At 42.5% G+C, this 26,654-nt stretch carries 21 protein-coding genes; 9 read left to right on the forward strand and 12 right to left on the reverse strand.

Features of this window, described 5'->3' with window-relative positions; genetic code table 11:
* Positions 1-55 precede the first annotated feature (55 nt).
* Positions 56-817, reverse strand: coding sequence for a TSUP family transporter (locus IEY48_RS10750; protein ID WP_188920138.1), 762 nt, complete (start codon positions 815-817; stop codon positions 56-58).
* A gap of 206 nt (positions 818-1,023) precedes the next feature.
* Here IEY48_RS10750 and IEY48_RS10755 point away from each other — a divergent pair, with 206 nt between their 5' ends.
* Positions 1,024-1,701, forward strand: a complete 678-nt coding sequence (locus IEY48_RS10755; protein WP_188920140.1) for an SDR family NAD(P)-dependent oxidoreductase — start codon at positions 1,024-1,026, stop codon at positions 1,699-1,701.
* Positions 1,702-1,747: 46 nt separating this feature from the next.
* Here IEY48_RS10755 and IEY48_RS10760 read toward each other — a convergent pair whose 3' ends face one another.
* Positions 1,748-1,954, reverse strand: coding sequence for a hypothetical protein (locus IEY48_RS10760; protein ID WP_188920142.1), 207 nt, complete (start codon positions 1,952-1,954; stop codon positions 1,748-1,750).
* 92 nt (positions 1,955-2,046) lie between these two features.
* Here IEY48_RS10760 and IEY48_RS10765 point away from each other — a divergent pair, with 92 nt between their 5' ends.
* Positions 2,047-2,244, forward strand: a complete 198-nt coding sequence (locus IEY48_RS10765) for a hypothetical protein (protein WP_188920144.1) — start codon at positions 2,047-2,049, stop codon at positions 2,242-2,244.
* A 98-nt stretch (positions 2,245-2,342) separates the two neighbouring features.
* Here the strand turns inward: IEY48_RS10765 and IEY48_RS10770 are convergent, their stop codons facing one another.
* The 8 genes from IEY48_RS10770 to smc all read right to left on the reverse strand — a co-directional run bounded on the left by IEY48_RS10770 (position 2,343) and on the right by smc (position 12,328).
* Positions 2,343-2,738: a ribonuclease E inhibitor RraB gene (locus tag IEY48_RS10770; RefSeq protein WP_188920146.1), complete on the reverse strand. Its 396-nt coding sequence runs from the start codon at positions 2,736-2,738 to the stop codon at positions 2,343-2,345.
* Positions 2,739-2,749: 11 nt separating this feature from the next.
* Complete coding sequence (locus IEY48_RS10775; RefSeq protein WP_188920148.1) at positions 2,750-2,983, reverse strand: RNA-binding S4 domain-containing protein; 234 nt, start codon at positions 2,981-2,983, stop codon at positions 2,750-2,752.
* 50 nt (positions 2,984-3,033) lie between these two features.
* Positions 3,034-3,840: an SDR family oxidoreductase gene (locus IEY48_RS10780; protein ID WP_188920150.1), complete on the reverse strand. Its 807-nt coding sequence runs from the start codon at positions 3,838-3,840 to the stop codon at positions 3,034-3,036.
* Positions 3,837-5,048 (reverse strand): HD-GYP domain-containing protein, encoded by a 1,212-nt coding sequence (locus IEY48_RS10785; RefSeq protein WP_188920152.1) that lies wholly within the window; start codon positions 5,046-5,048, stop codon positions 3,837-3,839. Before IEY48_RS10785 ends, IEY48_RS10780 begins: the two co-directional genes overlap by 4 nt.
* A 71-nt stretch (positions 5,049-5,119) precedes the next feature.
* The gene (locus IEY48_RS10790; RefSeq protein ID WP_188920154.1) at positions 5,120-5,620 is read right to left on the reverse strand and encodes a DUF2919 domain-containing protein; all 501 of its coding nucleotides are present in this window, start codon (positions 5,618-5,620) and stop codon (positions 5,120-5,122) included.
* A 54-nt stretch (positions 5,621-5,674) separates the two neighbouring features.
* Positions 5,675-7,687: an NAD-dependent DNA ligase LigA gene (ligA, locus tag IEY48_RS10795; RefSeq protein ID WP_373293724.1), complete on the reverse strand. Its 2,013-nt coding sequence runs from the start codon at positions 7,685-7,687 to the stop codon at positions 5,675-5,677.
* Positions 7,688-7,825: 138 nt separating this feature from the next.
* Positions 7,826-8,881 carry a cell division protein ZipA gene (gene zipA, locus IEY48_RS10800; RefSeq protein WP_188920158.1) on the reverse strand — a complete coding sequence of 352 codons (1,056 nt, stop codon included), beginning with the start codon at positions 8,879-8,881 and terminating at the stop codon, positions 7,826-7,828.
* A 21-nt stretch (positions 8,882-8,902) separates the two neighbouring features.
* Positions 8,903-12,328, reverse strand: coding sequence for a chromosome segregation protein SMC (gene smc / locus IEY48_RS10805; RefSeq protein ID WP_188920159.1), 3,426 nt, complete (start codon positions 12,326-12,328; stop codon positions 8,903-8,905).
* Positions 12,329-12,488: 160 nt separating this feature from the next.
* Between smc and cysZ the strand changes: the two genes are divergently transcribed.
* From cysZ to IEY48_RS20590, 3 genes are all read left to right on the forward strand, one after another.
* On the forward strand, positions 12,489-13,262 hold the full coding sequence (gene cysZ, locus IEY48_RS10810; RefSeq protein WP_188920161.1) for a sulfate transporter CysZ: 774 nt from the start codon (positions 12,489-12,491) through the stop codon (positions 13,260-13,262).
* Between the two features lie 168 nt (positions 13,263-13,430).
* Complete coding sequence (locus tag IEY48_RS20585; protein ID WP_308424895.1) at positions 13,431-14,942, forward strand: carbohydrate binding family 9 domain-containing protein; 1,512 nt, start codon at positions 13,431-13,433, stop codon at positions 14,940-14,942.
* 3 nt (positions 14,943-14,945) lie between these two features.
* A complete protein-coding gene (locus tag IEY48_RS20590; protein ID WP_308424896.1) occupies positions 14,946-15,782 on the forward strand; it encodes a hypothetical protein in 837 nt (278 codons plus the stop codon).
* Positions 15,783-15,847: 65 nt separating this feature from the next.
* On the opposite strand, the gene IEY48_RS10820 is transcribed toward IEY48_RS20590, so the two are convergent.
* Both IEY48_RS10820 and IEY48_RS10825 read right to left on the reverse strand, forming a co-directional pair.
* Positions 15,848-17,077, reverse strand: a complete 1,230-nt coding sequence (locus IEY48_RS10820) for a response regulator (RefSeq protein ID WP_188920163.1) — start codon at positions 17,075-17,077, stop codon at positions 15,848-15,850.
* Positions 17,078-17,114: 37 nt separating this feature from the next.
* Positions 17,115-18,236 carry a beta-ketoacyl-ACP synthase III gene (locus IEY48_RS10825; RefSeq protein ID WP_188920165.1) on the reverse strand — a complete coding sequence of 374 codons (1,122 nt, stop codon included), beginning with the start codon at positions 18,234-18,236 and terminating at the stop codon, positions 17,115-17,117.
* Between the two features lie 388 nt (positions 18,237-18,624).
* Between IEY48_RS10825 and cysK the strand changes: the two genes are divergently transcribed.
* The 4 genes from cysK to IEY48_RS10845 all read left to right on the forward strand — a co-directional run bounded on the left by cysK (position 18,625) and on the right by IEY48_RS10845 (position 26,566).
* Complete coding sequence (gene cysK / locus IEY48_RS10830; protein WP_188920167.1) at positions 18,625-19,590, forward strand: cysteine synthase A; 966 nt, start codon at positions 18,625-18,627, stop codon at positions 19,588-19,590.
* A 673-nt stretch (positions 19,591-20,263) separates the two neighbouring features.
* Complete coding sequence (locus IEY48_RS10835) at positions 20,264-23,107, forward strand: TonB-dependent receptor domain-containing protein (protein WP_188920169.1); 2,844 nt, start codon at positions 20,264-20,266, stop codon at positions 23,105-23,107.
* Positions 23,108-23,312: 205 nt separating this feature from the next.
* On the forward strand, positions 23,313-24,209 hold the full coding sequence (locus tag IEY48_RS10840) for a LysR substrate-binding domain-containing protein (protein WP_188920171.1): 897 nt from the start codon (positions 23,313-23,315) through the stop codon (positions 24,207-24,209).
* 824 nt (positions 24,210-25,033) lie between these two features.
* Positions 25,034-26,566 carry a DUF3360 family protein gene (locus tag IEY48_RS10845; protein ID WP_188920173.1) on the forward strand — a complete coding sequence of 511 codons (1,533 nt, stop codon included), beginning with the start codon at positions 25,034-25,036 and terminating at the stop codon, positions 26,564-26,566.
* Positions 26,567-26,654: the final 88 nt, after the last annotated feature.

Consider the following 26,654-nt stretch of genomic DNA (forward strand, 5'->3'; position numbering starts at 1 on the left):
CCCACCGCCAAAGCTATTGGCGGGTTTAATCATAAATACCGTCACATGACCATACTTACATATATTGCGACCATAATAATTTGAGGCTCATGCCAAATGACATCACCACCACCAAAGGCTTAATAATTTTAACACCTTTAGTGACCACTAAACGTGAGCCCAGTGTTGCACCAATAGATTGTCCCACCAGCATAATTAGCCCTAAAACGATAACGACTTGGCCACCAATTAAAAAGAAAATCAGTGAGGCGATGTTGGTCGAAAAATTAAGTAACTTGGCATGTGCTGTGGCTTTGGCTAAACCAAAACCGGCCAGCGACACAAAAGCCAATGCAAAAAAGCTCCCGGTACCGGGACCAAAAAAACCATCATACAACCCAACCCCTAACGCTGCAGTAAAGGCAAACACACTTGGGGTTAACACTTGCTGGCGATCATCTTCACTGATCTTTTTAGAAAATAAAAAATAACAACCAATCGCTAAAATTAAAAATGGCAAGACTAACTCAAGTAATTCAGCGTCAATCATCTGCACAAAGATGGTACCTATTGCCGCGCCAATAAAGGCACACATCAGCGACAGCTTCATGCTGCGTAAATCCACCATGCCTTTACGAACAAAGTACAAGCTGGCAAAAAAACTACCACCACAGGCTTGAAGCTTATTAGTACCAAGTGCCGCTGCCGGAGGTAAGCCGGCCCACATTAATGCCGGAATGGTCAAAAGCCCGCCGCCGCCGGCTATAGAATCAATAAATCCGGCAAGTAAGGCGACAACAAATAAAATCAACGCGAGTTGGAGTGTGAGTTCAAACATGAAGGTTCTCGTTAATAGCGACGTCAGAAGGACAATGAGCAAGGCGTTATTAGACAATCTTTAACGACAAAATACAAAGCGTTCCGGTAATTTATTCACATTTACTGAAATAACACTTAACTCGCCATTAATTCACGCCATGATTGCGGTTTAGCATTGCATTGGTATAGTGACCAGCTTAGTGAATATTTACCTAAAGGTTTATTATGATAGTGATTACTGGCGCCAGCAGCGGCTTAGGTGCAGCCCTTACCCAACAATATGCAGCAGACCAATGCCAACTGCTCATTAGCGGTCGTAGCGAGCAAAAATTGGCCGCGGTTATGGCTAAGCTCAGCCCAACAGAACAAGCTAATGTCTCGATACAAGCTGCTGATTTATGTGTTGCGGAAGATGTCAGCCAATTGTTTTCTCAATTATCTTCGCCGCCGACCACGGTAATTCATTGTGCTGGCAGTGGCTATTTTGGGCCGATTGAACAGCAAGACCCACAAGCTATAAACCAGCTCACCCACAATAATCTGACCTCAAGTATTTTGGTATTACGCGAACTGGTGAGTCGTTATCGCAATCAAAAAGTCAATGTGGTGGTAGTCATGTCTACTGCAGCTCTTGCCGGCAAAGCAAATGAGTCGACTTACTGTGCGGTAAAGTGGGCAGTAAAAGGCTTAATTGAATCGCTAAGGTTAGAACTAAAAGGCAGCCCAATGAAGTTGATTGCGGCTTATCCTGGTGGCATGGCAACCGACTTTTGGTCTACTAGCGGCAAAGACATCGACACATCAAGTTTTATGACAGCCGATGAAGCTGCACTGATGTTAAAAAATGCTTTAGTCGCGACGGAGCACGGCTATATATCCGATTTAACCATTAACCGTGGTTAATCTCATGCTGATATAGCACAATAATAGTTTGCGATATTGGCAGGCGTTACTTTTTAGGTAACTGTGGCTTTGTTGACCAGTACCAGCAAAATACCCAACCTGCTGGTGCAAAAATAACATTGAGCAAAATGGCATAAAAGCCAATTAAGGGTAAGTTTGTCGTTTTACCTTTGGCAAATTTTAAGGTAAAAAACACCACAATGATGGTGAGAACAAAGATAATTTGACCTATTTTTGTGGCATTAACATCCATAATATTCCCTTATTTGACTCTGTAATCATCGAACGAATTTTTTCAATAAGCTAAAGACATGGTTAACATTTTCTAATTAACAGGTTACTACAATGCATAACAAAATCATCTTAATATTAGCGCTGGGTATGATGCTGTGCTTATCAGCATGTGCAGAATTAAAACAAACAGGTAAAGAAATCGGTCACACAACCAAAAATGTCACCACCGCAATTGGCCATGGCACCCGCGACACGGTAAAAGCCATTGGCCGAGAAACTAAAGAAGTGATTGACGAAATCAAAGAATAGCGTGTTGAATTAATGGCAATGACTCATTGATTCTCGGCAATAAAAAAGCCGTTAATGCTCAGCATTAACGGCTTTTTTCACCATAAACTTAAACTGGTTTAGTGGTGGCAATGCTCACTGCATTCGTGATCGTCATCGTCATCGTCAGCAAACTCATCATCGCCATGTTGGTGCTGCATAACGCCCCAACCGTCAGAAATACCGTCAAACTCTTGGGCAAAGCTGTTTAACTCAGTTTCTTTGGCCACAAGTGCAGCATACTCTGGCACCATTTGTAGGCAAACAATCACTTCCCACTTGGTACTTTCTTCGTCAAAATTAAGCTCTAATTCGCCTTGTAACTCAGTTTGCGTTAACGCTTCCATCGCGGATTCTGCATCACGCTGATCGTCAAACACCAAGAAGAAGTCCACTTCAAGAGGTTGAGTTAAATCAATACCGGCGTCTGCCATTGCTGCCAGCATTTGGCCATTATCATCATCTGGAAATTGCATGTATTTGTCCTTTATTGCGCCGCAACTATTTCAATATTTGCACCGTTAAACGAAATAACATCGCCAACTACGCATTTTTTACGTTTACGGGTGTCAATTTCACCATTGACGGTTACTTGACCTTCAGTGATAACATGCTTTGCATCGCCACCGCCGTTGACTAGGCCTTGCACTTTTAACACTTTGTACAGTTCTACGTATTCATCACCTGGAAGTAATGCAAACGCTTGAGTTTGAGTCGTCACAATAATTGCCTTTTATTCAAAATATGCCGGCTATTATAGCCTATGCAAGTTTAGCAAGCATCAAGCATTTTAAGCGGATTAGGTTGACGATACTCATAGCCTAAATGGCGACAAATTAACTGACCATCAATCACTTTATTGGGCTGTTGTTGTTGATTAAATTCAGGGGGCGTTAAGCCAAGATGCTCAGCAGCTTTCACATAAAACTCGCCGCGTGTAGGATGAACAGGCGCGGCCAGATTATAAATCGGCAAGGTGTTAGGGTTTGATAAAATCAAGCTAACAGCAGCAATGCAATCTTCTAAGTGCACCAAATTGACCGCCACATTCGCGCCGCTCACATCGGTTTTACCCGCAAAAAAGCGACCAGGATGGCGTTTGGGGCCAATTAAGCCAGAAAATCGCACAATACAGCTATTGGGCATGGCTGCAAACATGGCTTCCGCTTGCAACAATGTCGTGCTGGTATCACTAAATGCACTGGCGTCAGCTTCGGTTACGGTTTGATCAGCAGAGGGATACACTCCCGTTGTGCTGATAAAAATAACCTTTTGATACAGCCGCGTTCCCATTAATGATTTAAGTTCAGTTAAATAGGCAATGTAGTCAGAATCGCCGCGACGAAGCCTAGGAGGAATATTAATCACAATGGCGTCGGCATCAAACAGCGAAGAGCTTTTGACGTCATCGCTAACATTGGCTAAATCTAGCTGGTAGGCTTTAATGCCTAATTGCGGTAACGAGACTAAATCATCGACCTGACGTTTAGACGCTTTGACTTGAAAACCCTGGTTTATAAGGTGTTTCGCCAAAGGAAGACCGAACCAGCCACATCCAATAAGTGTTATTGTTTTCATTGATTCTCTTGGTGATTAAAATGATTAAAGTAAAAGCTAATAGGATTATTGGCTTGCAGTGTTTTAACTGCACCTTCTGATAGATCGTCTAGCTTAATGACTTCTTTAACGTGCACATTTTCACTGATTAAAAAGCGAAAACTAGGGTCGGCGCCAGTCACATCGCAAGACCACACATGCGGTTTTTTTACATCTGCGGTTGTCATCATGACTTTGGCAATCGCGTCATCGCTTAAGCGGACAATGGTGCCTGGAGGATAGATACCAAGTATTTTAACCAACACAGAAATAAGTTTATCACTGTGCTTTTTACTGTGATTTTTAAATAAAATACCTAAGGCGACTTGCGGAGCACGATATTGATTAAGCAAGGTTTCGTAATCATTGGCTAATGATACAACTTGCGTAGTGATTAACAATTTAGCTTCGGTTAATTGGTGAGGAAAACCACTGCCGTCAATAAACTCATGGTGGTGTAATACAATATCAAGCATCGCTTCAGGAAATAACCCAGTACGTTTTAGCATATCGTAGCCAAAGTTAGGGTGCATTTTTAAAAAATTAGCTTCAACATCGGTTAATTCACCGCGTTTGCGCCTGATGTCTTCGGGGACTTTTAGCTTACCAATGTCATGAAACAAACTGCCTAGGGCGATATCTCGCTGTTCTGTTTTGCTTAATGACAATACATGAGCAATCATCATTGATAATACGGCTACCGAAATACCATGCTGAGTTACACTCACGTCAGCTTCGCCACTGCCCACTAGGGTTAAATGCGGCGTTTCGCTTTCGTACAAATGTTCAATTAAATCTTCAACTAACGTGGCGGCTTCACGGTAGGCGCCTTCTGGATCGCTCAACACTTTACCAAACACAGTGCGGCTGTCGTTAACAGACTTAACAAACCGTTGCTGACTGACTCGCATACTTTTTTTAGCTAATGGGCGGTAATCTATCTCTTTGACTTGCTCTTCTTCGACTGGGGTTTCTTCAATGACCTCTTCTATCTCAGGTAATAAATCATGGCCATCAATAACATAAACAAATTCAACATCAAGGCCTTTAATCATCTCGATTTGCACTTGTTGTTCTAGTTTTACTTTACTGCGGAAAAATGGATGACTAGTCCACGACAACGGCAGCTTAACGGTTAAACCGATAACCATTTGCGAAACAGGTATTTTGGTTAATTCTGTTTTTGCCAAAGTCGTGATCCTTTCACAATAGCCTATGAGGCTGAAATGAGAATATCATTGGGGCGATGATGCCGTTATGATTAATTACGTTTTTCTGTCACCTCAGACGGTTCATTGTCGTCGACAGTCCAATCGGCAAAGTAGTAATGTAACCGCTTTGATTTTAGTACATAAATAACAGACCAAAATAAAAAAAGTGCATCAAGTGAGTAACCCAGTTTAAATAAATAGTCATCATGCACGATTCGTTGCAGTAAAAACACCCCATCTAAAATAAGTAAAGCCCATAAAAACCAAATACTTTTACTAAACAGTGGCCTTAATATTAGCCAACTGCGTTTACGCTCGGCGATAATCAAGCCATAAACCAGTACCGCACCTACACCTGCCACTAACGCTAAGATAAAGTCAGTTTTTTCTGGGTAAAACAGCCGCACAAGCCCTGAACGGTCATTAAACTGAGTGAGTGAAGCGACAAAAATACACCACCCACGAGCCAAAAACACCAATATTAAATACAAAAATAGCGGTGGCTTGATATGACCGCGATCATCGAGCCAGGTAATATGACTAAAATTCACAATATACTCTTATCGGCGGCCATAGACATAAACTCAGTCTTCATCACGTCCAGATTAATCACTTGCATTGAGCAAGTCTAATAATCCTTGCTCATCAATCACTTTAACGCCAAGTTCTTGCGCTTTTGCTAATTTCGACCCTGCAGCCTCACCAGCGACCACACAATCGGTGTTTTTAGAGACACTGCCAGCTACTTTTGCGCCCAAGGCTTGCAACTGCGCTTTGGCGTCATTTCGGTTAAGCTGCGTTAAAGTCCCCGTTAACACCCAGGTTTGGCCTTTGAGGCTTAATTGTGACTCATCTGCTTGCTCTATTGCTGGCCAGGTAATGCCTGCCTCAAGTAACTGTTCAATGACTTCAATATTATGCGGTTGTGCAAAAAATTGGCTTATGTGTTTAGCCACCACTTCGCCCACATCACTCACTTCAAGTAACTGTTCAACACTGGCCGTGCGGATCCGTTCAAACTCAGCAAAGTGCTGGGCTAGGTTGGCCGCTGTGGCCTCGCCGACTTCTCGAATACCTAAACTATACAAAAATCGCGCTAAGGTCGTGCTTTTGGCTTGCTTAATTGCGTTAACGATATTAGTGGCCGACTTCATTGCCATACGGTCTAGCATAGTGACAGCTGAAGCAGTCAGCGAAAATAAATCCGCTGGGGTTTTCACTAATTCTTTATCAATTAATTGTTCAACAATTTTATCACCCATGCCATCAATATTAAGCGCTTTACGTGATGCAAAGTGTTTGATGGCTTCTTTGCGCTGGGCTTCGCAAAACAATCCGCCACTGCAACGCGCAACGGCTTCGCCTTCTAAACGTTCAACCACACTTTGACACACTGGGCAATGTTGCGGAAACACAATATCTTTAGCATCATCAGGGCGCTGCTCTGCCACAATGGCAACAATTTGTGGGATAACATCACCCGCACGGCGAATAATCACAGTGTCGCCAATTTTAACCCCAAGGCGGGCAATTTCATCAGCATTATGTAATGTGGCATTCGAAACGGTTACACCACCGACAAACACTGGCTTTAAGCGGGCTACTGGTGTGACCGCGCCAGTGCGACCCACTTGAAAGTCAACAGATTCAAGCAAGGTCATTTCTTCTTGTGCCGGAAACTTATAGGCAATTGCCCATCGTGGTGCCTTAGCAACAAAACCTAGCGATTGCTGCTTAGTGATGTCATTAACTTTAATCACTACGCCATCGATTTCATAATCAAGTTGACTACGACGAGTCATAATATCTTGATAATAAGCAAAGACTTTTTCAACAGAATCGCACACTTTCACTTCTGGGCTCATCGGTAACCCCCACTGCTTAAGTTGGGTTAACTGGCCAAAATGAGTCATTTGCATTGGTTGCGATTCACCCTCGACAACCCCAAGAGCATAAGCGTAAAACCCTAAAGCGCGCGAAGCGGTAATTTTACTGTCTAACTGGCGTAAACTGCCTGCGGCTGCGTTACGCGGATTAACAAATACTTTGTCGCCTTTGCTAATTTGACGTTGATTCAACGCCTCAAATGCCGCTTTAGGCATAAAGACTTCACCACGAACTTCAACCAGATCTGGAAAGCCTTCGCCACGCAATTTAAGCGGAATTGAGCGAATAGTGCGGACGTTTTCAGTAATGTCTTCACCTACAGAGCCATCGCCACGGGTCGCTGCACGTTCAAGCACACCGCTGCGATAAGTAATCGATACCGCTAAGCCATCGAGTTTAGGTTCGCAAACATAGTCAACTTGGTCGACTTTATCGGTAATTCGTTTGTTAAATGCGTCAAAATCACTTTGTTCAAAGGCATTATCTAAACTGAGCATCGGCTTTAAATGAGTAATTTGATCAAACTTTTGTAATGCCATCCCCCCCACTCTTTTACTTGGCGAATCTGGCAACGTAAATTGTGGATACTCACCTTCAAGTTGAATCAAACGTTGCATCAATCTGTCGTATTCAGCGTCGGGGATCGAGGGCGCATCATCAACATAATAGCGAATGTTGTGTTGATTGATGGTCTGAGTCAGTTGATCCATTTCGGTTTGAATTGGGTGCATTTGGGTATCCGTCATACAAGGGTTAACTTAAATTTTTCATCAAATAGCATAGACCGCTATTGCCGATGGGAATAAAACAATTAAGGCCGCTGCTGCGGCCTTAAAGCGGTAATGTTCAATACTATATTGAGTTTCTTCTTACGCAGCGTTTACACGTCTTATGTAGTCTTTTTTAGTGGCTTCAGACCAAGGTTGACGTTGGCCGTCAAGCAGCTCGGCGCCTAAATCATCAGCAATTTGATACGCCGAGTTAAGCATAATGGTAAAGTTCATCATTGGGTCGCCATATGCCGGTAAAGTCATAAACATGACCACGCCCTGGGTAACAAACTGCTCCATATTATCTGGGTCAAATACCCCAGGCTTTAACATGTTTGCCAGTGAAAACAATACTTTTCCCGTGCCAGCGTTATCGATATGACGATGAAAAATATCCATATCGCCAAACTTAAAGTTAAGTGATAACAAGCTTGGCAATAATTCAGCGCCATTAATTTGCTCGCCCGGTTTTGCCACAACATGAAGTACTAACACATCAGTTGGCTCAATTGGCTCATCGATTTGCGGCGCAGGTTCGGCTTTAACTTCTGCAGAAACCGAAGGCTGTACTTGTGGTTCAGCTTCAACTGCTTGTGGCGCCTCGTCAAGAATGAGCGGTTCAATTTTGGCTGGCTCTGTCTTTGTCGATTCTGTTTTTGCTGGTGCAGGCTTGGTTGGCAGTGGCTTACCAGTATAGCTTTCTAATTTGGCGGTACTGGTTGATGGATTTACAATTTTTTTCGGGGTGCTCAACGAGGCGTGAGATGACGCCGCTTCTGACACCTGATCGTCGTCTGCAAATAATGGTTGTTGAGTCGGCTGCTGCGCTTTTGCAGGCGTTTGCTCAAATGCATCTTGCAGTGGCGTATCACTTAATTTGGGCTCTGTTGGCTTTTGACTTAAATTGGTTTTTAACACCGGTTTAATGACTGTTTCTTCAACTTCGTCAGCTTTGCGCACTCGCACTTGACCAATACCATCAGCATCGAACCCTTCTGAGTCACGACGTTGAGCTTGGTTTTTGTAAAATCCGGCCATCGGACTTTGCTTCATTGATTTAGGTTGTTGTTTTCTAATTGACCAAAAACCATGCACTAACACCGCAATAATTGCGATCGCGCCTAATATAAACAACACCAATTGTAGATCTTTCATTAGTATCCCTGTCTTTCAAATTTATACCGCGTCGGCTAAGGCAACTGCGGCTTCAATATCCACTGCGACTATCCTTGAAACGCCTGGTTCATGCATAGTAACGCCAATGAGTTGATCAGCCATTTCCATCGTTATTTTATTGTGACTGATATAGATAAACTGCACGCTTTGTGACATTTCTTGCAGCAAGCGGCAAAAACGTTCGACGTTGGCGTCATCCAAAGGTGCATCAACTTCATCTAACATACAAAAAGGTGCTGGATTTAGTCTAAAAATAGCAAAGACTAATGATAAAGCGGTTAACGCTTTTTCTCCACCACTAAGTAAATGTATGGTGCTATTCTTCTTACCTGGCGGTTGGGCCATGATGGTGACTCCGGTTTCGAGCAAGTCATCATCGGTGAGCGCTAAATAAGCTCGACCACCGCCAAACACTTTAGGGAACAACTGCCCTAAATCGTGATTGACCGCTTCGAATGTTGCTTTGAAGCGGGTTTTGGTTTCTTTGTCTATCTTTCTAATGGCATCTTCTAACGTGGTTAAGCCTTTATTTAGGTCATCATCTTGACGGTCTAAATAGGCTTTTCGCTCACGTTGAGTTTCAAATTCTTCAATTGCCGCGAGGTTAATCGCGCCTAAACGACTAATTTTTTGTTTGACCTTTTCGAGCTGCTCTGTCCACACACTCGCCGTTGCGTGTTCAGGCATGTCGGCAATCACTTGTTGTAACTGAATTTGCTGCTCTTGCAGTAATTGCAGTTGTGCATTTGCTTGCCCTTTTAAACCCTCACGACGTAACTTTAACGCGCTTATCTTTTGAGTCAAGTCTTGTAACGCTACAAGCTGTTGTTTTTGCATCAATACTGAGCTATCAAAACTGGTTTGCAGTTCGGCTTGTTGGGCCCTATTTTGTTGCAGTTGTTGCTGCAGGGCTTGCTGTTGCTCAAGCGCTTGCGTTAGCTGGGCCGATAATTGGGCAATTTGGTGCTCGCCACGTTGATGTTGATTGTCTTGCAACATTTTTTGCAGCTGAGTGTATTGGGCTGATAATTCAGTCTGTTTTTCTGTTTGCTGTTGTAATTGTTGCAGGCCAAGCGCTTGTTGAGTGGCATGTTGTTGCACTGTAGTTTGCTGTTGTGTCAGCTTGCTAACTGCCTCAAGCCGTTTTGTTTTGGTTTCTCGTAATTTAGCCTGACTATTTTGCCATGCATGTTGCGCCACTTCATGTTGATTAATGGCATCTGCCATTGCTTGCTCTTGGCTAAAGATTTGCGCTTCATACGCTTCAATCTGCAGTTGCTTGTCATGATAGCTTTGCTCAAGCTTGGTCAGCAAATCATGACATTGTTGTTGCTTTTGCTGCTTATCATCACGCTGCTGTTGCAAACTGACTAAGGTTGATTGCAACTTAGTTTGTTGTATTTGTAATTGATGACTGTGTTGTTGCACTTGACCTAATGCAAGTTGATCGTCTGCAACTTTTTGTGTGTGCTCAGTGAGTTGCTGCTGAGCTAAGTTAAGTTGATGCGCTAGCGATTCTAACTCTGCACTGAGTTCGTTGCGCTCTTGACTTAACACAATGGCCGACTGGCCTGATTGAGTATGATTTAACACAAAACCATGACCGACTAGATAGCCTTCTTGGGTGGCAATGTATTGATCATCTGCAATTTGAGGCAGCAACTGGCTTGCTTCATCAAGGTTTTGCGCCCAAACAACTGATTTAAACCAAGGTGCGAGATTGGCCTGGGTATTAAGCGCTTGGTTGCTTAGTACTTCACCTTGCGTAAAACCAATGCGACTGGGTGTTGCCATGCCTTGGGCTTGCGTCAGCACAGGCAATTGGCTCAGCCCTTGTAAGACCATATCAACCGCTTTCTCCCAACCGGGCTGCACATCAACCACTTGCCATAATTGTAGGCCTTCTGCTTGGGTGTGTCCGGCAAGTAACTCATCAATTAACTGCAATCGTGAATGTCGATGAGTCATGGTTTGCTTTAGGCTTTGATACGCCTCACGATGCTGCTCAAGCGTATGCTGCAGCGAGCTGACTTGCTGTTCAAGTTCCTGCTGTTGTTCAAGGGTTGCGCTGAGCGTTTGATCTAATGAGGTTAATTCAGTTTCAGCCTCAAGCAACTGGGTTTGATTGTCTTGTTGATTGAGCGCTGTCAGTTCTTGATTCAGTTGCTGTTTTTGGCGGTCATCTTGTTGCAAAGCTTGCTGTTGATGGGTCAAACTCGATTGCGATAATGCCAACTGCATCTTAGTCGAGGCTAAGGTTTCTGCGTGTTGGGTGAGTTGAGTTTGTTGCTCATCACAGGCGTCTTCAACGATAGATAACTGCTCGTCAATGAGATCGAGTTCACTTTGCGCTTGCTCAGTTTGCGGTGCTAAAGCATCCGCTTGGGTAACAAGTTGTTGATAACTGTCACTTAAATTGGCAATGGTGCGCTCGCCAGTGGCTATTTGTTGTTGTAATCCACTGATTTGCTGCTGTAATTGAGTATCTTGTTGCTGCTGATGCTTAAGTTGCTGCTCAAATTTAGTGATATTGTTGCCGGTAAGATAATACTGTTCAACTAACTTATGCTCAGCGTCACTTAACTCTTCAAGCTGCTGTTTTAGTTGAGTGACTGTGGTTTCGCTATGTCGGCTGGTTGTTTGCAACTGTTCGGCTTGGGTTTCAAGCACGCTTGACTCTTGGTCAAGTTTGTCAGTTTGATTTAATAATTCTTGATAGCGGATCACTAATAACTGGCTGTGCAATAAACGTTCGTTCGTTTTAAGCTCGCGGTACTGTAAAGCCGCTTTAGCTTGTTGTGATAATTTGTCGAGCTGCGCGCCTAATTCAACTCTAATGTCGTTTAAGCGTTCAAGATTTTCTCGGGTATGTCGAATGCGGTTTTCGGTTTCACGGCGGCGCTCTTTATAACGAGAAATCCCTGCGGCTTCTTCAATAAACACTCGTAATTCTTGCGGCTTAGATTCGATTAAGCGAGAAATGGTCCCTTGTTCAATGATCGCATAACTGCGCGGTCCAAGGCCGGTGCCCATAAACAGTTCGGTAATGTCTTTACGACGACACTTTTGACCATTTAAAAAATAGGTGGATTCACTGTCGCGGTTAACCTGACGTTTAACAGAGATTTCTTGGTAACTGGCATATTGTCCGGCTAAGCGGCCTTGGGAGTTTTCAAATACCAGTTCGACACCGGCTACTGATATAGGTTTGCGGGCAGATGAGCCGTTAAAAATAACATCGGTCATCGAGTCGCCACGTAAATTTTTGGCGCTACTTTCTCCCAGCACCCAACGCACGGCATCAATCACATTGGATTTACCACAACCGTTTGGACCAATAATTGCTGATAACGCATTATCAAAAGGGATTTTAGTTGGGTCTACAAACGACTTAAATCCAGCAAGTTTTATTTGTTTTAATCTCATGTTGCCAGTTCAGGTACGCATTAAAAGGAAAAAGCAGCTCACTTTAGCAATTGAGCTGCATTTTGTAACGATTTTTATCCTTTTGATACAGTTTAACGCTTGTTTTATTGCCGTTGGCTGGTCAAAATTAGTGGCATGAGTCACAAAATAGGCGCGTTAGATGATAAATAACTCTCAGAGCATGAAGAAGAGCGGTGTTAATTATTTTATTCAAGGCTTTCAATTGATTAAACAGCCGGGTTTACGCTCGTTTGTGTTTATCCCTTTAATGATCAATTTAATCCTTTTTGCTGGGGCAATGTACCTTGCCGTGGGCCAACTGACAGTGCTGTTTGATTGGATGAACGGCCAACTACCAGACTACCTTAGTTGGTTGCACTTTTTTTTATGGCCATTAGCAGTGTTAACCATGCTTGTGGTGATGTCGTTTATATTCAGCTCAGTAATGAATTGGTTAGCCGCCCCCTTTAACGGCTTACTTGCTGAAAAGGTAGAGCAGCACCTCACGGGTAAAAACTTAAATACCGGCACATCAATCGATATGGTCAAAGATTTACCACGGATCCTTGGCCGTGAATGGACTAAATTGAAATACTACTTACCCAGAGCGCTACTGTTTTTGGTGTTATTTTGGGTGCCTGTCATTGGTCAAACTGCCGCACCTATATTGTGGTTTTTATTTACCGCGTGGATGATGGCAATTCAATATTGTGATTACCCGTTTGACAACCACAAGGTTGCTTTTAATGACATGAAATTTGCCCTAAAAAATACCAAAGGCTCAAGCTTCAGTTTTGGCGCAGCTGTGACATTATTCTCTATGATCCCAATTGTTAATTTTATTGTGATGCCCGTGGCCATTTGTGGCGCAACATCAATGTGGGTAGATAAATATCGTGAAGCCTATAAACACCCAACGATTGCCCCAGAGTAATCGATACCTATAGACACTAGCCTGCTCAAATGAGCGGGCTTTTTTATCAAAACACCTCCCTACGCAACAAACACCCCGTAACAATTTATTGATATTTTATTTACAAATCAGACCTGCCATTAGCACTAATTTTTGCGACAATAGGCAAAATAACAATAACGAGAAACCATGATTGTGATTAACTATTTTCGTGCGCTATTTGCGGTAAGCCTTATATCGAGCCTAATGTCTCCATGCGTTTATGCGGGTTCGAGCCAACAATTTCATTTAGATATACCCACCATTAATGAAGAAATTAATGTCGATGGCGACATTAATGAGCCGGCCTGGCAACACGCTGCGCAAGTGATGTTGCAATATGAAACCTCACCCGCTGAAAATACCGCCGCCCCGGTTAATACTTATGCCAAAGTGTTTGCCTCGAACACCAGTTTGTATTTTGCTTTTATTGCCCACGACCCTGCACCAGAAAATATCCGCGCCAATTTAAGAGACAGAGATAATGCATGGGGCGACGATATGGTGGGCATTAAACTCGATACCTTTAACAATGCCCGTTTGGCTTATCAGTTCTTTATCAATGCCTATGGGGTACAAAGCGATTCGATTGAAAATGAACTCACAGGTCAAGAAAGTGATGCCTGGGATGGTATTTGGTATAGCAGAGGTAAAATAACCGACCAAGGTTATCAAGTTGAAATACAACTGCCACTGCGCTTATTTAATTTTGATGATCGCCACCCTGTGCAAACATGGGGAATAGAGTTGGTGCGTTTTTATCCAAGAAACGAAACTCATCGTCTGTCGACTCACCAAATTGATCGCAATGTGTCATGTCAGCTTTGCCAACTCGGTACGGCGACAGGCCTTGCTGGTGCAACACAAGGTAAAGACCTGCAATTGACCCCCTCACTGGTCGCCAATCAAAATAGTCAACGTGATGTTGCGCCCACAGGTCCATGGACTGACGATACCAATGTTGAAGCAGGTTTAGATTTACGCTGGGGGATCACGCCAACCACCTTATTAAATGCCACCATTAACCCTGATTTCTCTCAGGTTGAGGCGGATGCCGGCCAATTAGATGTGAACAACACCTTTGCCCTATTTTTTCCTGAAAAACGCGCCTTCTTTTTAGACAATAAAGACTACTTTGACACCCAATTAGATTTACTCCATACCCGTAATATTGGCTCGCCTGATTATGGTGTAAAGCTCACCAGTAAAACCGATGACCATACTTTTGCCGTGTTGGCCGCCAATGACATTCAAAGCCAATTTTTGGTACCGGGCAATTTAAGCTCTGATATTGCGGTAATAGATGATACTAGCCATAACGTTGCCAGTCGGTATCGTTTTGATCCCAGTAAGCAGTTTTCGGTGGGCGGTTTGCTAACCTTAAAGCAAGCCGACGATTATCATAACTACCTTCTCAGTGGCGACATTAAATACCAACCGACCAAACAAGACACCTTTACCGCGCAATATGCGCACTCGGTTACCCAATATCCTGATGAGTTTTTTAATCAGTTTTGCGGGAGCGACGATTGCGCTCAAGTCGTGGATGAATGTGACATTGGCGAGTGCGCGATTAACGAACGAGTACTGCGCACCCAAAAAGACGGCGAATTTAATGACGGTATGTACAATATCGCTTATGAACATCAACGCCGAAACTGATATGTGTCTAGCCAATATGAATCGATTGGCCGAGATTTTAGGGCCGACTTAGGCTTTATTGATAAAGTTGATTTAGCTAAGTTCGTGTTTGGTGGGGGTTATACCTGGTATCCAGACGACCACTTCTTTAATCGAATTGAAGTTGGCGGCGATTGGGATATAACCCATACCCAACAACATGAACGCCTTGAACAAGAAACAGAAATGTTTATTGAATTTGAAGGTGGTTTGCAAAGTTATATTGCCGCAGGGGTTATTGAGCGCGAGCGAGTCGGTAGACGCCATGACCCAAGCGATATTGCCATTAATGGTAACACCACCATGTTTGAAGAAACCTTAGGTTGGTTTTACACTAATTTTACCCCTGTTGGCTCACTCAAATTAGAACTCGACATGTATTTTGGCGATGATATTGATTATGCCAATAACCGCCCTGCATCGGTCAATATGTTCAATCCTGGCGTTGAGTGGAAAATAACCGAGTCATTAGTGCTCGACATTTCACATCGTTACCAAATATTAGATGTTGACGATGGCCGCTTATTTACAGCAAACCTCAGTGATTTAAGATTAAACTGGCAACTGACACTCAATAGCTTTATTCGTTTAAGCAGTGTTTATACCCGCATTGAGCGCGACCCTAGCCTGTATTTATACCAAAATCCAAATAGCCTTTATGAAGACCTAGGTAATGAGTTGCTTTATGGTTATAAATTAAACCCACAAAGTGTATTTTATCTTGGTTATTCAGATGCTTTTATCGCTAATGATGACATAGACTCGCTGACTCAAAATGACAAAACCTTCTTTATGAAGGTCAGTTACGCCTGGTTGTTATAACGCAGGCAATAAAAATGCCGTTGATGGTGATCATTCAACGGCATAATATTGTCATTAAGTTTGCTTTATTGACTAATGACCTGATTTCGCCCAGCCGATTTGGCTTGGTAAAGCAGTTCGTCTGCGCGGTGTAACGCGTGATCTAACGACTCATTGCTTTTCGTCGTCACTCCACAGCTAAATGACACGGTTAAGTCACCGGCAGTCGTGCTGATAGGATTCGCTTCACATTGGTCGCGAAACTTGTTCATTAGAGTGGTGGTTTTAGTGCTGTCTAACCCTTTAAACGCCACAACAAACTCTTCGCCACCAAAACGTGCAACGGTAAAATTAGCGCCAAATGCATTTTCAAGCCGCTGGGCAAACTCAACTAACACTTGGTCTCCTACATCATGACCATGGGTATCATTAATTTTTTTGAAAAAATCCAAATCAATTAATGCCACAGATAAGGTGCTAACCTCACCCTCTTTACCGTTGTGCTCAGTAAAAAAGTAACGTCGCGTGTAGGCTTTCGTTAAATAGTCACGGTTTGCTTTAGCCCACAAGTTACGCATCATGTCGAGCGAGTCTAATGTGTTAAGCACCCGGCAATGAAACTCTTCATGCACAAAAGGCTTTTGCAAGAAATCATCCGCACCGTTTTTAATAAACTTGGCAGATAAACTTTCGTCATTGTCATTAGATAAGCCAATAATGGCGATGTCTTCACGATTATAGCTTTCGCGTATTCGTAAAATTAACTCAACGCCATCGATTTTTGGCATATTGTAGTCGGTGATCAGCAGTTGAATATCAGGCTCGCGCGCTAATACAGCTAATGCTTCTTCGCCATCATTGGCTTCAATCACCTGAAACAAATGATGCTCTAGCAACATACGCACAAACTTACGGCTCACGACTGAATCGTCGGCAACCAGCACTTTCACCTGCTGATTGCGATACAGCCTATCAATCAGTTTAACCACATATTGATAGCTATAACGGTTATCTTTAGGAATGTAATCAACAATACCCAGCTTAAGAATATCGCGACGTTGACTCGCGTCTAAGTTACTGGTTAACACAATACAAGGAGTCTTGTATGACGATAATACCAGACGCACAATGTCACCATTGGACGCATCGGGTAAATTTAAATCGGCCACCACGACAAAGTATTTGTGTTGCTCCAACAACGCCAAAGCACTAGACATATCTGGAGCAACGTCTACCTGGTAGCCCAGTTCTTGCATAATCAAATGTTTTAAGATTTTAGATACGGTTGTACTGTCTTCAACAATCAATATACGCAATATATTCACCTTAATTACTGTGACCTAACGCGGTCACTTAACACTTCTCTAATACGATGCTACCTATCGAATAACCTGCACCAAATGAACACAGTAAACCTAAATCACCGGTTTTGAAGTCTTGGTTGTATTTATGGAATGCAATGACGGACCCTGCTGATGCAGTATTCGCATATTCATCAAGTACGATAGGTGCTTGTGATGGTTCAACATTATCACCAAGAAGCTTCTTCACTACAAATAAATTCATGTTTATGTTGGCTTGGTGTAACCATAAACGCTTAAATTCATCAGGTTTTATCTGCTCGTCAGTAAATTGAGCATCTAAATGTTGGTAAATCATTGGCAGTAACTCTTTAAACACTTTACGGCCTTGTTGATGAAATAATTTATCAGCACTGTTAGCTTGAGCGGGATCGCAGCGGTTAACAAAACCAAAGTTACTGCGGATATTACTGGAGTAGTCGGTGACACAACGCGTCGATAACACACTAAAGGCATGTTCTGAGGTTGAAAGCTCTGCACGCTCAACCACAACGGCTGTCGCTACATCACCAAAAATAAAGTGGCTATCACGATCGCGGAAATTGATTTGCGGTGAAGTTAACTCAGGGTTAATCACTAAAACACGATTGGCGGTACCACCGCGGATGGCATTAACGGCATTCACAATCGCAAAAGTGGCAGACGAACAAGCCACTAACATGTCATAGGCAAAACCTTTGGTGCCCATCGCTTGTTGGATTTCAATAGCAATAGCTGGGTAAGCCCTTTGGGTATAGGCACACGCTACGATGACTAAATCAATATCTTCAGCAGTCAGGTTCGCTTGCGCTAACGCTTGTGTTGCCGCAGCAATGCCCATTTCAGCTTGCATTGATAACGCTTCAGACGGTTTATCAGCAATTAATGGCATCATTACGTCGGTGTCTAAAATACCGTCTTTAACCATGACATAACGACTTTTAATACCCGAGGCCTTTTCGATAAACTCACTTGATGAGTAAGCTAAAGCAGCTGTTTTACCGGCTTCAATATCTGCAGCATGTTGTTGGTTAAATTGGTCTACGTAACTGTTATAGCAGGTCACTAACTCATCGTTAGACACGCTATAAGGAGGGGTATATAAACCGCTACCTGAAATCACAACTTTATTCATTTTGCTCTACCATTATTAGTAAGTGAGTGAGTTAATGCCCATCAACAAAAAGACGTTCCCATGACCTGAGTTAACCATTATGACCTTAATTGTGGTCATAACCCCCAAGATCAGTCTTGTTGCATCACAGCTGAGCGAATTAACTTATTGCAGCTATTCTAGTATTTTATATTTTGTTTTAGTCATACTAAATTAAATTTGCATAATGGTCAGACCATCTACAGGCGTTTATTTGCTCTAAACGTTGAATTTGGCCCCTAAAACCGCCTTTTTAGTATAACAGCATTATCACTAATAACTAAATGGAATAAAGAAGAACAAACTTTCACTTCTAAATATTGTGCAGCCGATTATGATTAGACAATGCAACCATAGGAGCAAATAATCCATGAGCAAAATTTTCGAAGATAATTCATATACTTTAGGTAATACCCCACTCGTTCGTTTAAACCGTGTGAGTAACGGTAATGTGTTAGCAAAAGTTGAAGCTCGCAACCCAAGCTTCAGTGTTAAGTGTCGTATTGGCGCTAACATGATTTGGGATGCTGAAAAGAAAGGTTTGTTAACTAAAGATATCGAGCTTATTGAACCAACATCAGGTAACACTGGTATTGCGCTTGCTTATGTTGCTGCGGCACGAGGTTACAAGCTCACCTTAACCATGCCAAACACCATGAGTTTAGAGCGCCGTAAACTGCTTAAGGCATTAGGTGCTAACTTAGTGTTGACTGAAGGCGCTAAAGGCATGAAAGGTGCTATTGATAAAGCCGAAGAAATTCGTCAGTCAGCACCAGAAAAGTATTTAGTATTGGGCCAATTCAGTAACCCAGCTAACCCTGAAATACACGAAAAAACCACTGGTCCAGAAATTTGGAATGATACCGATGGTGAAGTTGATGTATTTGTTGCCGGTGTGGGAACAGGCGGCACGTTAACAGGTGTGAGCCGTTACTTAAAAGCACAAGGTAAAACCATTACCTCTGTCGCTGTTGAGCCTGTTGACTCACCAGTTATCGCCCAAGCATTAGCTGGACAACCTATTCAACCAGGTCCACATAAAATCCAGGGTATCGGTGCAGGTTTTATTCCTGGTAACTTAGATTTGTCGATTATCGACCGTGTTGAAGCCGTGAGTAACGAAGATTCAATTGAAATGGCACGCCGTTTAATGAAAGAAGAAGGTATCTTAGTGGGTATCTCTTCTGGTGCTGCTGTTGTTGCTGCTAACCGTATTGCTGCATTACCTGAGTTTGCTGACAAAACCATCGTTGTGGTATTGCCATCGGCTGCAGAGCGTTACTTATCATCAGCGTTGTTTGCGGGTGAATTTAGTGACAGCGAAAACGTACAATAATAATACTCGTCTGATGTAAGCCAATATCAGCTCGACAACTAAATGCCAGCAGTTTTGCTGGCATTTTTTATCCAAGACGTTACACCCATTCTGTTTATTGCCACTTTGTACATTACCTTTATGTTGATTAAACGAATTGAAATAATTTACCCAAAACCGGATCTAATAAAAAATAAATACGCACCAAAGGTGAATACAAATTCAATTCAGCGCAATTATTAATAACCTTTTTGTCCGTTATGCTAATTGCCTTAAAATATCCAATCTCATTTAAATAAATAACAAATGATGATTTATATCAAAATAAACCACATCTTTACTTTTTTTCATCATAAAAAAATCCATATAAAAAACACATTACAATAACATTGTATACTTAATACAACGGCAGAAAACATCTCGCCACACTCTACTTTAAACACTTGGTTAACAAATTCAGCTTTTGTAAATTTCACCGCTGACAAATTTGCATTAAAGTCGTACAGTTGTTTTTTATTTGTGAATACAAATAACAACTTACGTTAATACTTAATTGATTACAAACCCCAAATACCCCTGTTGTATTTTATGCACTTTATGGTTATACACATGCTTGTGTAATGTTACGTCAATACGGCACGCCAAATATTGACGGCATATACACCATAATAAAAAACATTTCTGGGAGTGATAAATGCAAGTTAATTCAAAATTAGCCAATGCGGTGCGCGTTGCGTTAATGAGTGGTGTCGCCTTATCGGCCACCACATCAATCAATACATTTGCTGAAGATGCAGCTGTTGAATCAAATGTTGAACGTATATCAGTAACGGGTTCACGTATTATTCGTGAAGGGGCCATTGCACCAACCCCTGTAACTGTTATTAGTGGTGACGAATTATTATCTACAGGTGTGACTAACATTGGTGAAGCGCTAAACCAATTACCCGCCCTAGGCAGTACTTTCTCATTGGCTAACTCAGGTAACTCAATTGGTACTTCTGGTCTTAACTTACTTGATTTAAGAAGTATGGGTACAGCCAGAACCTTGGTATTAGTTAACGGTAAACGCCATGTATCAAGTTCTGCGGGTACATCGTCTGTTGACGTTAATACAATCCCAAGTGTGTGGATTGACAAAGTTGAAGTGATTACTGGTGGTGCATCTGCTATTTATGGTGCAGATGCGGTAACTGGTGTGGTTAACTTTATCTTAAAGAAAAATGTTAACGGTTTAGATATTTCTGCGACCAAAGGCTGGGCTGACGATAGCGACTTTAACAAAGACCGATTCTCTATTTCTTATGGTAAAGATTTTGCCCAAGGTGACGGTAACATTGCGTTTGCGGTTGAATACAGCTCACAGGAGCAGCTTAATGCATTTGATAGGGAGCAAACCTCAACATCTTATGCGAGCCTAGCTAACACAGACCGTACTGTTGATAATAACGATCCTGCTAATCCAGATAATATCTTAACCCCTAATGCTGGCCATTACAGTATTAGCAATGCGGGTACATTATATTTAGACGGATGGAAAACCTTTAATGCAGACGGCTCACTAAAAGATGTTTATTTAGGTGAGAACGTTGATGGTATTCGTTGTTCTGATTGTGATTTCACTAACTTAAACCAGTTTGTGATTTTACAGCCAGAGTTTGAGCGTTATAACGTTAACTTCAAAACAAACTACCAATTGAACGATGACCACAATGTGTATTTTGAAGCAAAATACTCTAATAGTCAGTCTAAAGATGAAGGTCAACCAGCATTTTTCTTTGCTGATCCAACCAATGACGTCAGCATCGATAACGCGTTTATCAGCTCAGAACTTGTGTCTCTAATGCAAGAAAATGATGTTGATAGTGTCAATATCCGCCGCTTTATGACTGATTTAGGTGTGCGTGTTGAAGATGACACTCGCGAAACCCAACGTTATGTATTGGGGCTTGAAGGTGTTGTTTTTGAAGATTGGGACTACGACCTATATGCCGTTTATGGTCAAACTGATCTTGAACGTATTAACAGTAACAACCTTGTTTTCAGTAACTATGAAAATGCACTAGATTCAATTTTAGTTGATGGTGAAGCCGTTTGTCGTGATGAAGCAGCAAGAGCTGAAGGCTGTGTAGCGGTTGATATTTTTGGTTACGGCGCGCCAAGCCAAGAAGCCATTGATTATATCAATACCACATCAAAAGGCACCTCTGTCATTAAGCAAACTGTGCTAGGCGGCACTATGACAAACTCAGGTTTGTTTGAGCTTCCAGCGGGTTATGTGGGTTTCTCTACGGGTGTTGAATACCGTAAAGAAGAAAGTGAAATTTTTGAACCTAACAATGCTGAAGGCACGTTCTTCAACGTTTTAGGCGAAGACAAAGGTGAATTTGACGTTAGCGAAGTTTTTGCTGAAATCACTCTGCCGTTACTTGCTGATTTACCTATGGTTCGTCAGTTAGACCTTGATTTAGCAGTGCGTTTTGCCGACTACAGCACCATTGGTAATGCAACAACTTGGAAAGCTGGCTTAAGCTGGGAAGTTGATGACGAGCTCCGTATTCGTACTACATACTCAGAAGCAATCCGTGCTCCAAACATCAGTGAACTTTATGGTGCAGCAAGTCAAACATTCTTCAGTGTTAACGACCCTTGCCGTACCTCTAACTTAAACGATTTAAGTGACTCATCAATTCGCGAAGCTAACTGTTCAGCATTAGGTGTTTCAAGCAGCTTTGACTCAGATTACGACGACAAAACCCTTGAAGGTCTAAGCGGCGGCAATGAAGAGCTAAAAGAAGAAGAATCAAACAGTTATACTGTCGGTGTGGTCTATCAGCCAAGCTTTATTGATGGTTTATCAATCACAACTGATTACTGGAACATTGAAATCGAGAATGCCATTAGCGCTGTCGGTGCTCAAGATATTCTTGACCGTTGTGTAGATTCTACAAATGGCGTCAACAACCAGTACTGTAGTTTGATTACGCGTGATTCAAGCACGGGTGAAGTGACTCAAATTAGACAGTTTGCATTAAACATCGCTGCACTTGAAGCCGCAGGTATCGATTTTGATATTAGCTACACCTTCGAAGCATTTGAGGGCGATGTTCGCACCAACTTAATTGCTACACATTTGCTAAAACGTGATGACTACTCTTTCCAAGATGAGCCAGACACATTTGAAGAGTTAGCAGGTACTGCAGGCTACGCTGAGTGGCAAGCAAACTGGAGCATCACCTTTGCTCTTGATAACTGGGATTACTCTTGGAGAACACGTTATATTCAAGGCGTAGATTTATACACTAACTACACTTTAGACAATAACGCGAACCCAAGCAGCGCTATGGAATACGGTGATTACTATATTAGTGATGCATCTGTAGCTTATACCTTCGACTCAGGTGTAACTCTGAAGTTTGGTATCGATAACGTATTTAACCGTGACTTACCTTACGGCACTACGGGTACTGAAGCTGCAAGTTCAGCTTATGACAACGTAGGTCGTTACTTCCACACTACGGCAACTTATCAATTTTAATGTTGAGTTGTTTTAAATAGTGGTAACCAAACGGCATCTTCGGATGCCGTTTTTTTATATTTATCTTGCCGCTAAAACGCGTCCATATCTTGAGTTGAGGTAAATTACTGCTAGCTGCACCACAAAACCAGCAATTGCGACTATACCTCATCATAAAAATAGCCGAACATACGCACTTAAAGACAGATTTATCAATAGGTAACTTATGCACTATACACTTAAACAAATCGCAGTTTTCGACGCTGTAGCCAGCTTAGAAAGTGTCAGTGCTGCGGCCAAAAAGTTATCCATGAGCCAATCTGCAGTCAGCATGTCATTAAGCCAGCTCGAACATTTACTCGGACGACCATTGTTTATTCGTCAAGGTAATCGGCTTATTGTGAGTCATTGGGGACAATGGCTACGACCTAAAGCACAAAAATTACTTCAAGATGCGCAACAAATTGCATTAGGGCTTCATCAACAACATATTATCAGTGGCACCGTAAAATTATGTTCAAGCCAAACGGCAGCTGAACACTTATTACCCAGTCTTATCAGCAAAATCGATAATGACTTCCCTGAGCTCAGGATAGAAATTGCCGTAGAAAATAGTGATCACGTCGCTAAAGAGGTCCTCGATTATCAATTTGATATTGGGGTTATTGAAGGGCGAATTGATGATAGCCGATTACACCAAGAGCCCTGGGTAGATGACCGCCTTGTAGTGATAGCCTCGCCTCACCACCCTTTTGCATTGAGTAAACAAACCAGTATTTCTCAGCTAGAACAAGCTAAATGGGTACTACGAGAACCGGGCGCGGGTACCAGGCGTATCTTTGATGCCGCGATTCATGGTTTAATGGGCAAACTCAACGTATGGAAAGAATACGAGCAAGTCGGTTTATTAAAAGCCTTGGTGAAAAACGGTGTCTATTTAAGTTGTTTGCCTTACTTTGATGTCGAAAAAGACATCGCGAGCGGTGAGTTAGTGATGTTAAGCACACCAGAGTTAAACTTAAATCGAAACTTATCGTTTATTTGGCGTCACGACACGGGGGAAAACCCACTAAGAGACTGCTTAATTGCTGAAGCCAAGCGAGTTGCACGTAGCATTATATAACCTCTATGGGCTCGCATATGAGCCCTAAAATCAGCTCTGATTATAAATGAAAGATGAGTTAATCGATGACTCATCTGCAATTACCATCTTGTTAATAGTCATTTTGTTCACCTTTTGCGGCTTTTTAAACACTCCACATTCAGCATACTGCAACGCCCTATGAGATAAATGTTAATCGCCCACTCTAAAACACCTTAATGTCGACCTGATTTCATCTTATCTAACCCGTCGGTATTGTCTGTCTGATACATGAATTCGTCATCGTGCAACCAGCCACCTCCTCGCTATAACAAACATTATTGTTAATGTTTAGCCAAAACTGCGCAATACCGCCATTTACGAAATACCATTTTCTAAACACCACTCTGCGCAAAAAAAATGCCAAAGCCCCACCAAACGATTAATCGTTGCATATACTGTTATCATTATTAACTATCAAAAAAATTGATACTGGCTATTTTGTCATCAATAACCAACATGTTTTAGGCGCTATAGTTCAGCTTGCGTGATCGTATTTTGCTGCCAACTTGTTAACCAGCTCTCAGTTCGAGCAAACAAAGTATCAACTTTATCGATACCAAGTGATGAGCCGTTCTCCCTATGCTAAAATTCACTAGGTAAATTGGTCTTACCAAGAAGAATAAGCCAATAAATGGACATCTTCACGGTGATTTTGAACGTATTTTCACCGTAAATAGATATAGTGACCCGAGCTCATAGGGCTCATTGGCTAGCTGACCTAATGGGCACCGCCATCACTCAATGGAACACACTCAACTTCATCAATTGATGAAATAACCTGTTCTTTTCGGAGAATGAGAAATATGTCAGAAACAGTCAGCAATTCAGAAACACCTGAGAAAGAAGCAAGCTACAGCGAACTTCACCGCCCTGCGAGTGAGTTTGAAACACGCGACGCCTACCTTGAAAACGAACTCAAAATCATGAAGCCGAGACGCTGGGGTCTTAACCTTCCTGGCCGAGATTTTCGTTTTGAATGGGAAGACTTAGTCCCCGCTATTGCTGGTACCATCGGTATTACGGTGATGTACTCTGCGGTGATGGCGGCTTGGGCTGCGGGTCTCAGTGATAAATGGGATCATGTTAATCTAGGCGCTGAATTTGCCATTCAAATTGTTCGTGTTGAAATGCTTATCCCCGCATTACTATTTTGTATCATCAGCTCAGGTTTTATTAACCCTAGAGCTAACTTGGGCGGCAACCATGGCCCAATGATCCCGTTAATTGGTACTATCGCACTTGCCGGTGCTCACCCACTAGCGCTTGCCATCTTAATTGGTATATTTGGCTTGCTGCTTAGTTACTTTAAAGGCGGCTCAAAACTGGTTAATCTCACCAGTAGTGGGGTTGCTGGCGGCTTATTAGTGTTCCTGGGCTTTATGGGCGCAAAAAGCCAAATTGGCTCATTGTTTGACTGGGCTGGCGGACTGCAAGCTAAGCACGCCTTAGATTACTCTTTAGGTTATGTAGCCTTTATTATTTTAGTGATTAACGTGGTGATTTACGCTGCGCTGGCTAAGTTTGGTAAACGCTGGTTGGCCATTCCGTTATGTTCAATTGCCGCCATTGCACTGTCTTTCGGTTTAGGTGCTGGGCTTGACCTGCAGTTCACTACAGCCCCTGGCATTCCTAACTTAAACCCAGTTTACTGGTGGGGCTCAACTGAGCAAGGTTGGCAGTTAGGTTTACCAGATATGGCGCATTTTATTGCTTCATTACCGTTTGCGATTTTAGCCGTTGCAATGTGGTCACCTGACTTTTTAGGGCACCGTATTTTCCAAGAATTAAACTACCCTAGAGGCGCAGAAAAAGTCTTAATGGATGTCGATGACACCATGACTACTTGTTCAGTGAGACAAATGGTTGGCACTGCTGTGGGTGGGGGTAACATCACTTCATCTTGGGGAACATACATGATCCCTGCAGCCATTGCTAAACGCCCTATTCCTGCTGGTGCAATTTTACTGGGTAGCTTGTGTATTATTGTGGCCGTTGTGGGCTATCCAATGGATATCACTGTATGGCGCCCTGTTATGTCTATCGCGTTGCTTGTAGGGGTATTTTTACCGTTACTTGAAGCGGGTTTACAAATGGTAAAAGACACCACGAGCTCACAAGCGGCTGGCATCTGTATTTTTGCGGCATTTGTGGCAAACCCAGTGCTGGCGTGGGCCTTAACCATGTTGCTCGATAACAATGGTTTGATTGGTGATAAAGAGCGCCCTAAGACATTATCATTTGCTGACCGTATCGTTATTCCGGGTCTTGCGTTTGTGATTTGTTTAGCTGCAATGCTCGCCGTAGGGATGATTGAAGGTATCCCAGCGCTGCTTTAATCGATCGATATGCTATATTTAATAAAAAAGCGAAGCCTAACCGGTTTCGCTTTTTTTTATAGTTGACTGACACCTAAGAACATAAAGA

Origin of the sequence: Shewanella saliphila (genome assembly GCF_014648295.1) — a bacterium.
In the GTDB taxonomy this organism is placed as follows: Bacteria; Pseudomonadota; Gammaproteobacteria; order Enterobacterales; family Shewanellaceae; genus Shewanella; species Shewanella saliphila.

Excerpts from the sequence above, each read along its gene's own strand:
- IEY48_RS10750 (WP_188920138.1), bottom strand. The coding sequence starts at position 817 with ATGTTTGAACTCACACTCCAACTCGCGTTGATTTTATTTGTTGTCGCC.
- IEY48_RS10755 (WP_188920140.1), top strand. The coding sequence starts at position 1,024 with ATGATAGTGATTACTGGCGCCAGCAGCGGCTTAGGTGCAGCCCTTACC.
- IEY48_RS10765 (WP_188920144.1), top strand. The coding sequence starts at position 2,047 with ATGCATAACAAAATCATCTTAATATTAGCGCTGGGTATGATGCTGTGC.
- IEY48_RS10760 (WP_188920142.1), bottom strand. The coding sequence starts at position 1,954 with ATGGATGTTAATGCCACAAAAATAGGTCAAATTATCTTTGTTCTCACC.
- ligA (WP_373293724.1), bottom strand. The coding sequence starts at position 7,687 with ATGCACCCAATTCAAACCGAAATGGATCAACTGACTCAGACCATCAAT.
- cysK (WP_188920167.1), top strand. The coding sequence starts at position 18,625 with ATGAGCAAAATTTTCGAAGATAATTCATATACTTTAGGTAATACCCCA.
- smc (WP_188920159.1), bottom strand. The coding sequence starts at position 12,328 with ATGAGATTAAAACAAATAAAACTTGCTGGATTTAAGTCGTTTGTAGAC.
- IEY48_RS10770 (WP_188920146.1), bottom strand. The coding sequence starts at position 2,738 with ATGCAATTTCCAGATGATGATAATGGCCAAATGCTGGCAGCAATGGCA.
- IEY48_RS10780 (WP_188920150.1), bottom strand. The coding sequence starts at position 3,840 with ATGAAAACAATAACACTTATTGGATGTGGCTGGTTCGGTCTTCCTTTG.
- zipA (WP_188920158.1), bottom strand. The coding sequence starts at position 8,881 with ATGAAAGATCTACAATTGGTGTTGTTTATATTAGGCGCGATCGCAATT.
- IEY48_RS10845 (WP_188920173.1), top strand. The coding sequence starts at position 25,034 with ATGTCAGAAACAGTCAGCAATTCAGAAACACCTGAGAAAGAAGCAAGC.
- IEY48_RS20585 (WP_308424895.1), top strand. The coding sequence starts at position 13,431 with ATGATTGTGATTAACTATTTTCGTGCGCTATTTGCGGTAAGCCTTATA.
- IEY48_RS10825 (WP_188920165.1), bottom strand. The coding sequence starts at position 18,236 with ATGAATAAAGTTGTGATTTCAGGTAGCGGTTTATATACCCCTCCTTAT.
- IEY48_RS10835 (WP_188920169.1), top strand. The coding sequence starts at position 20,264 with ATGCAAGTTAATTCAAAATTAGCCAATGCGGTGCGCGTTGCGTTAATG.
- cysZ (WP_188920161.1), top strand. The coding sequence starts at position 12,489 with ATGATAAATAACTCTCAGAGCATGAAGAAGAGCGGTGTTAATTATTTT.
- IEY48_RS10840 (WP_188920171.1), top strand. The coding sequence starts at position 23,313 with ATGCACTATACACTTAAACAAATCGCAGTTTTCGACGCTGTAGCCAGC.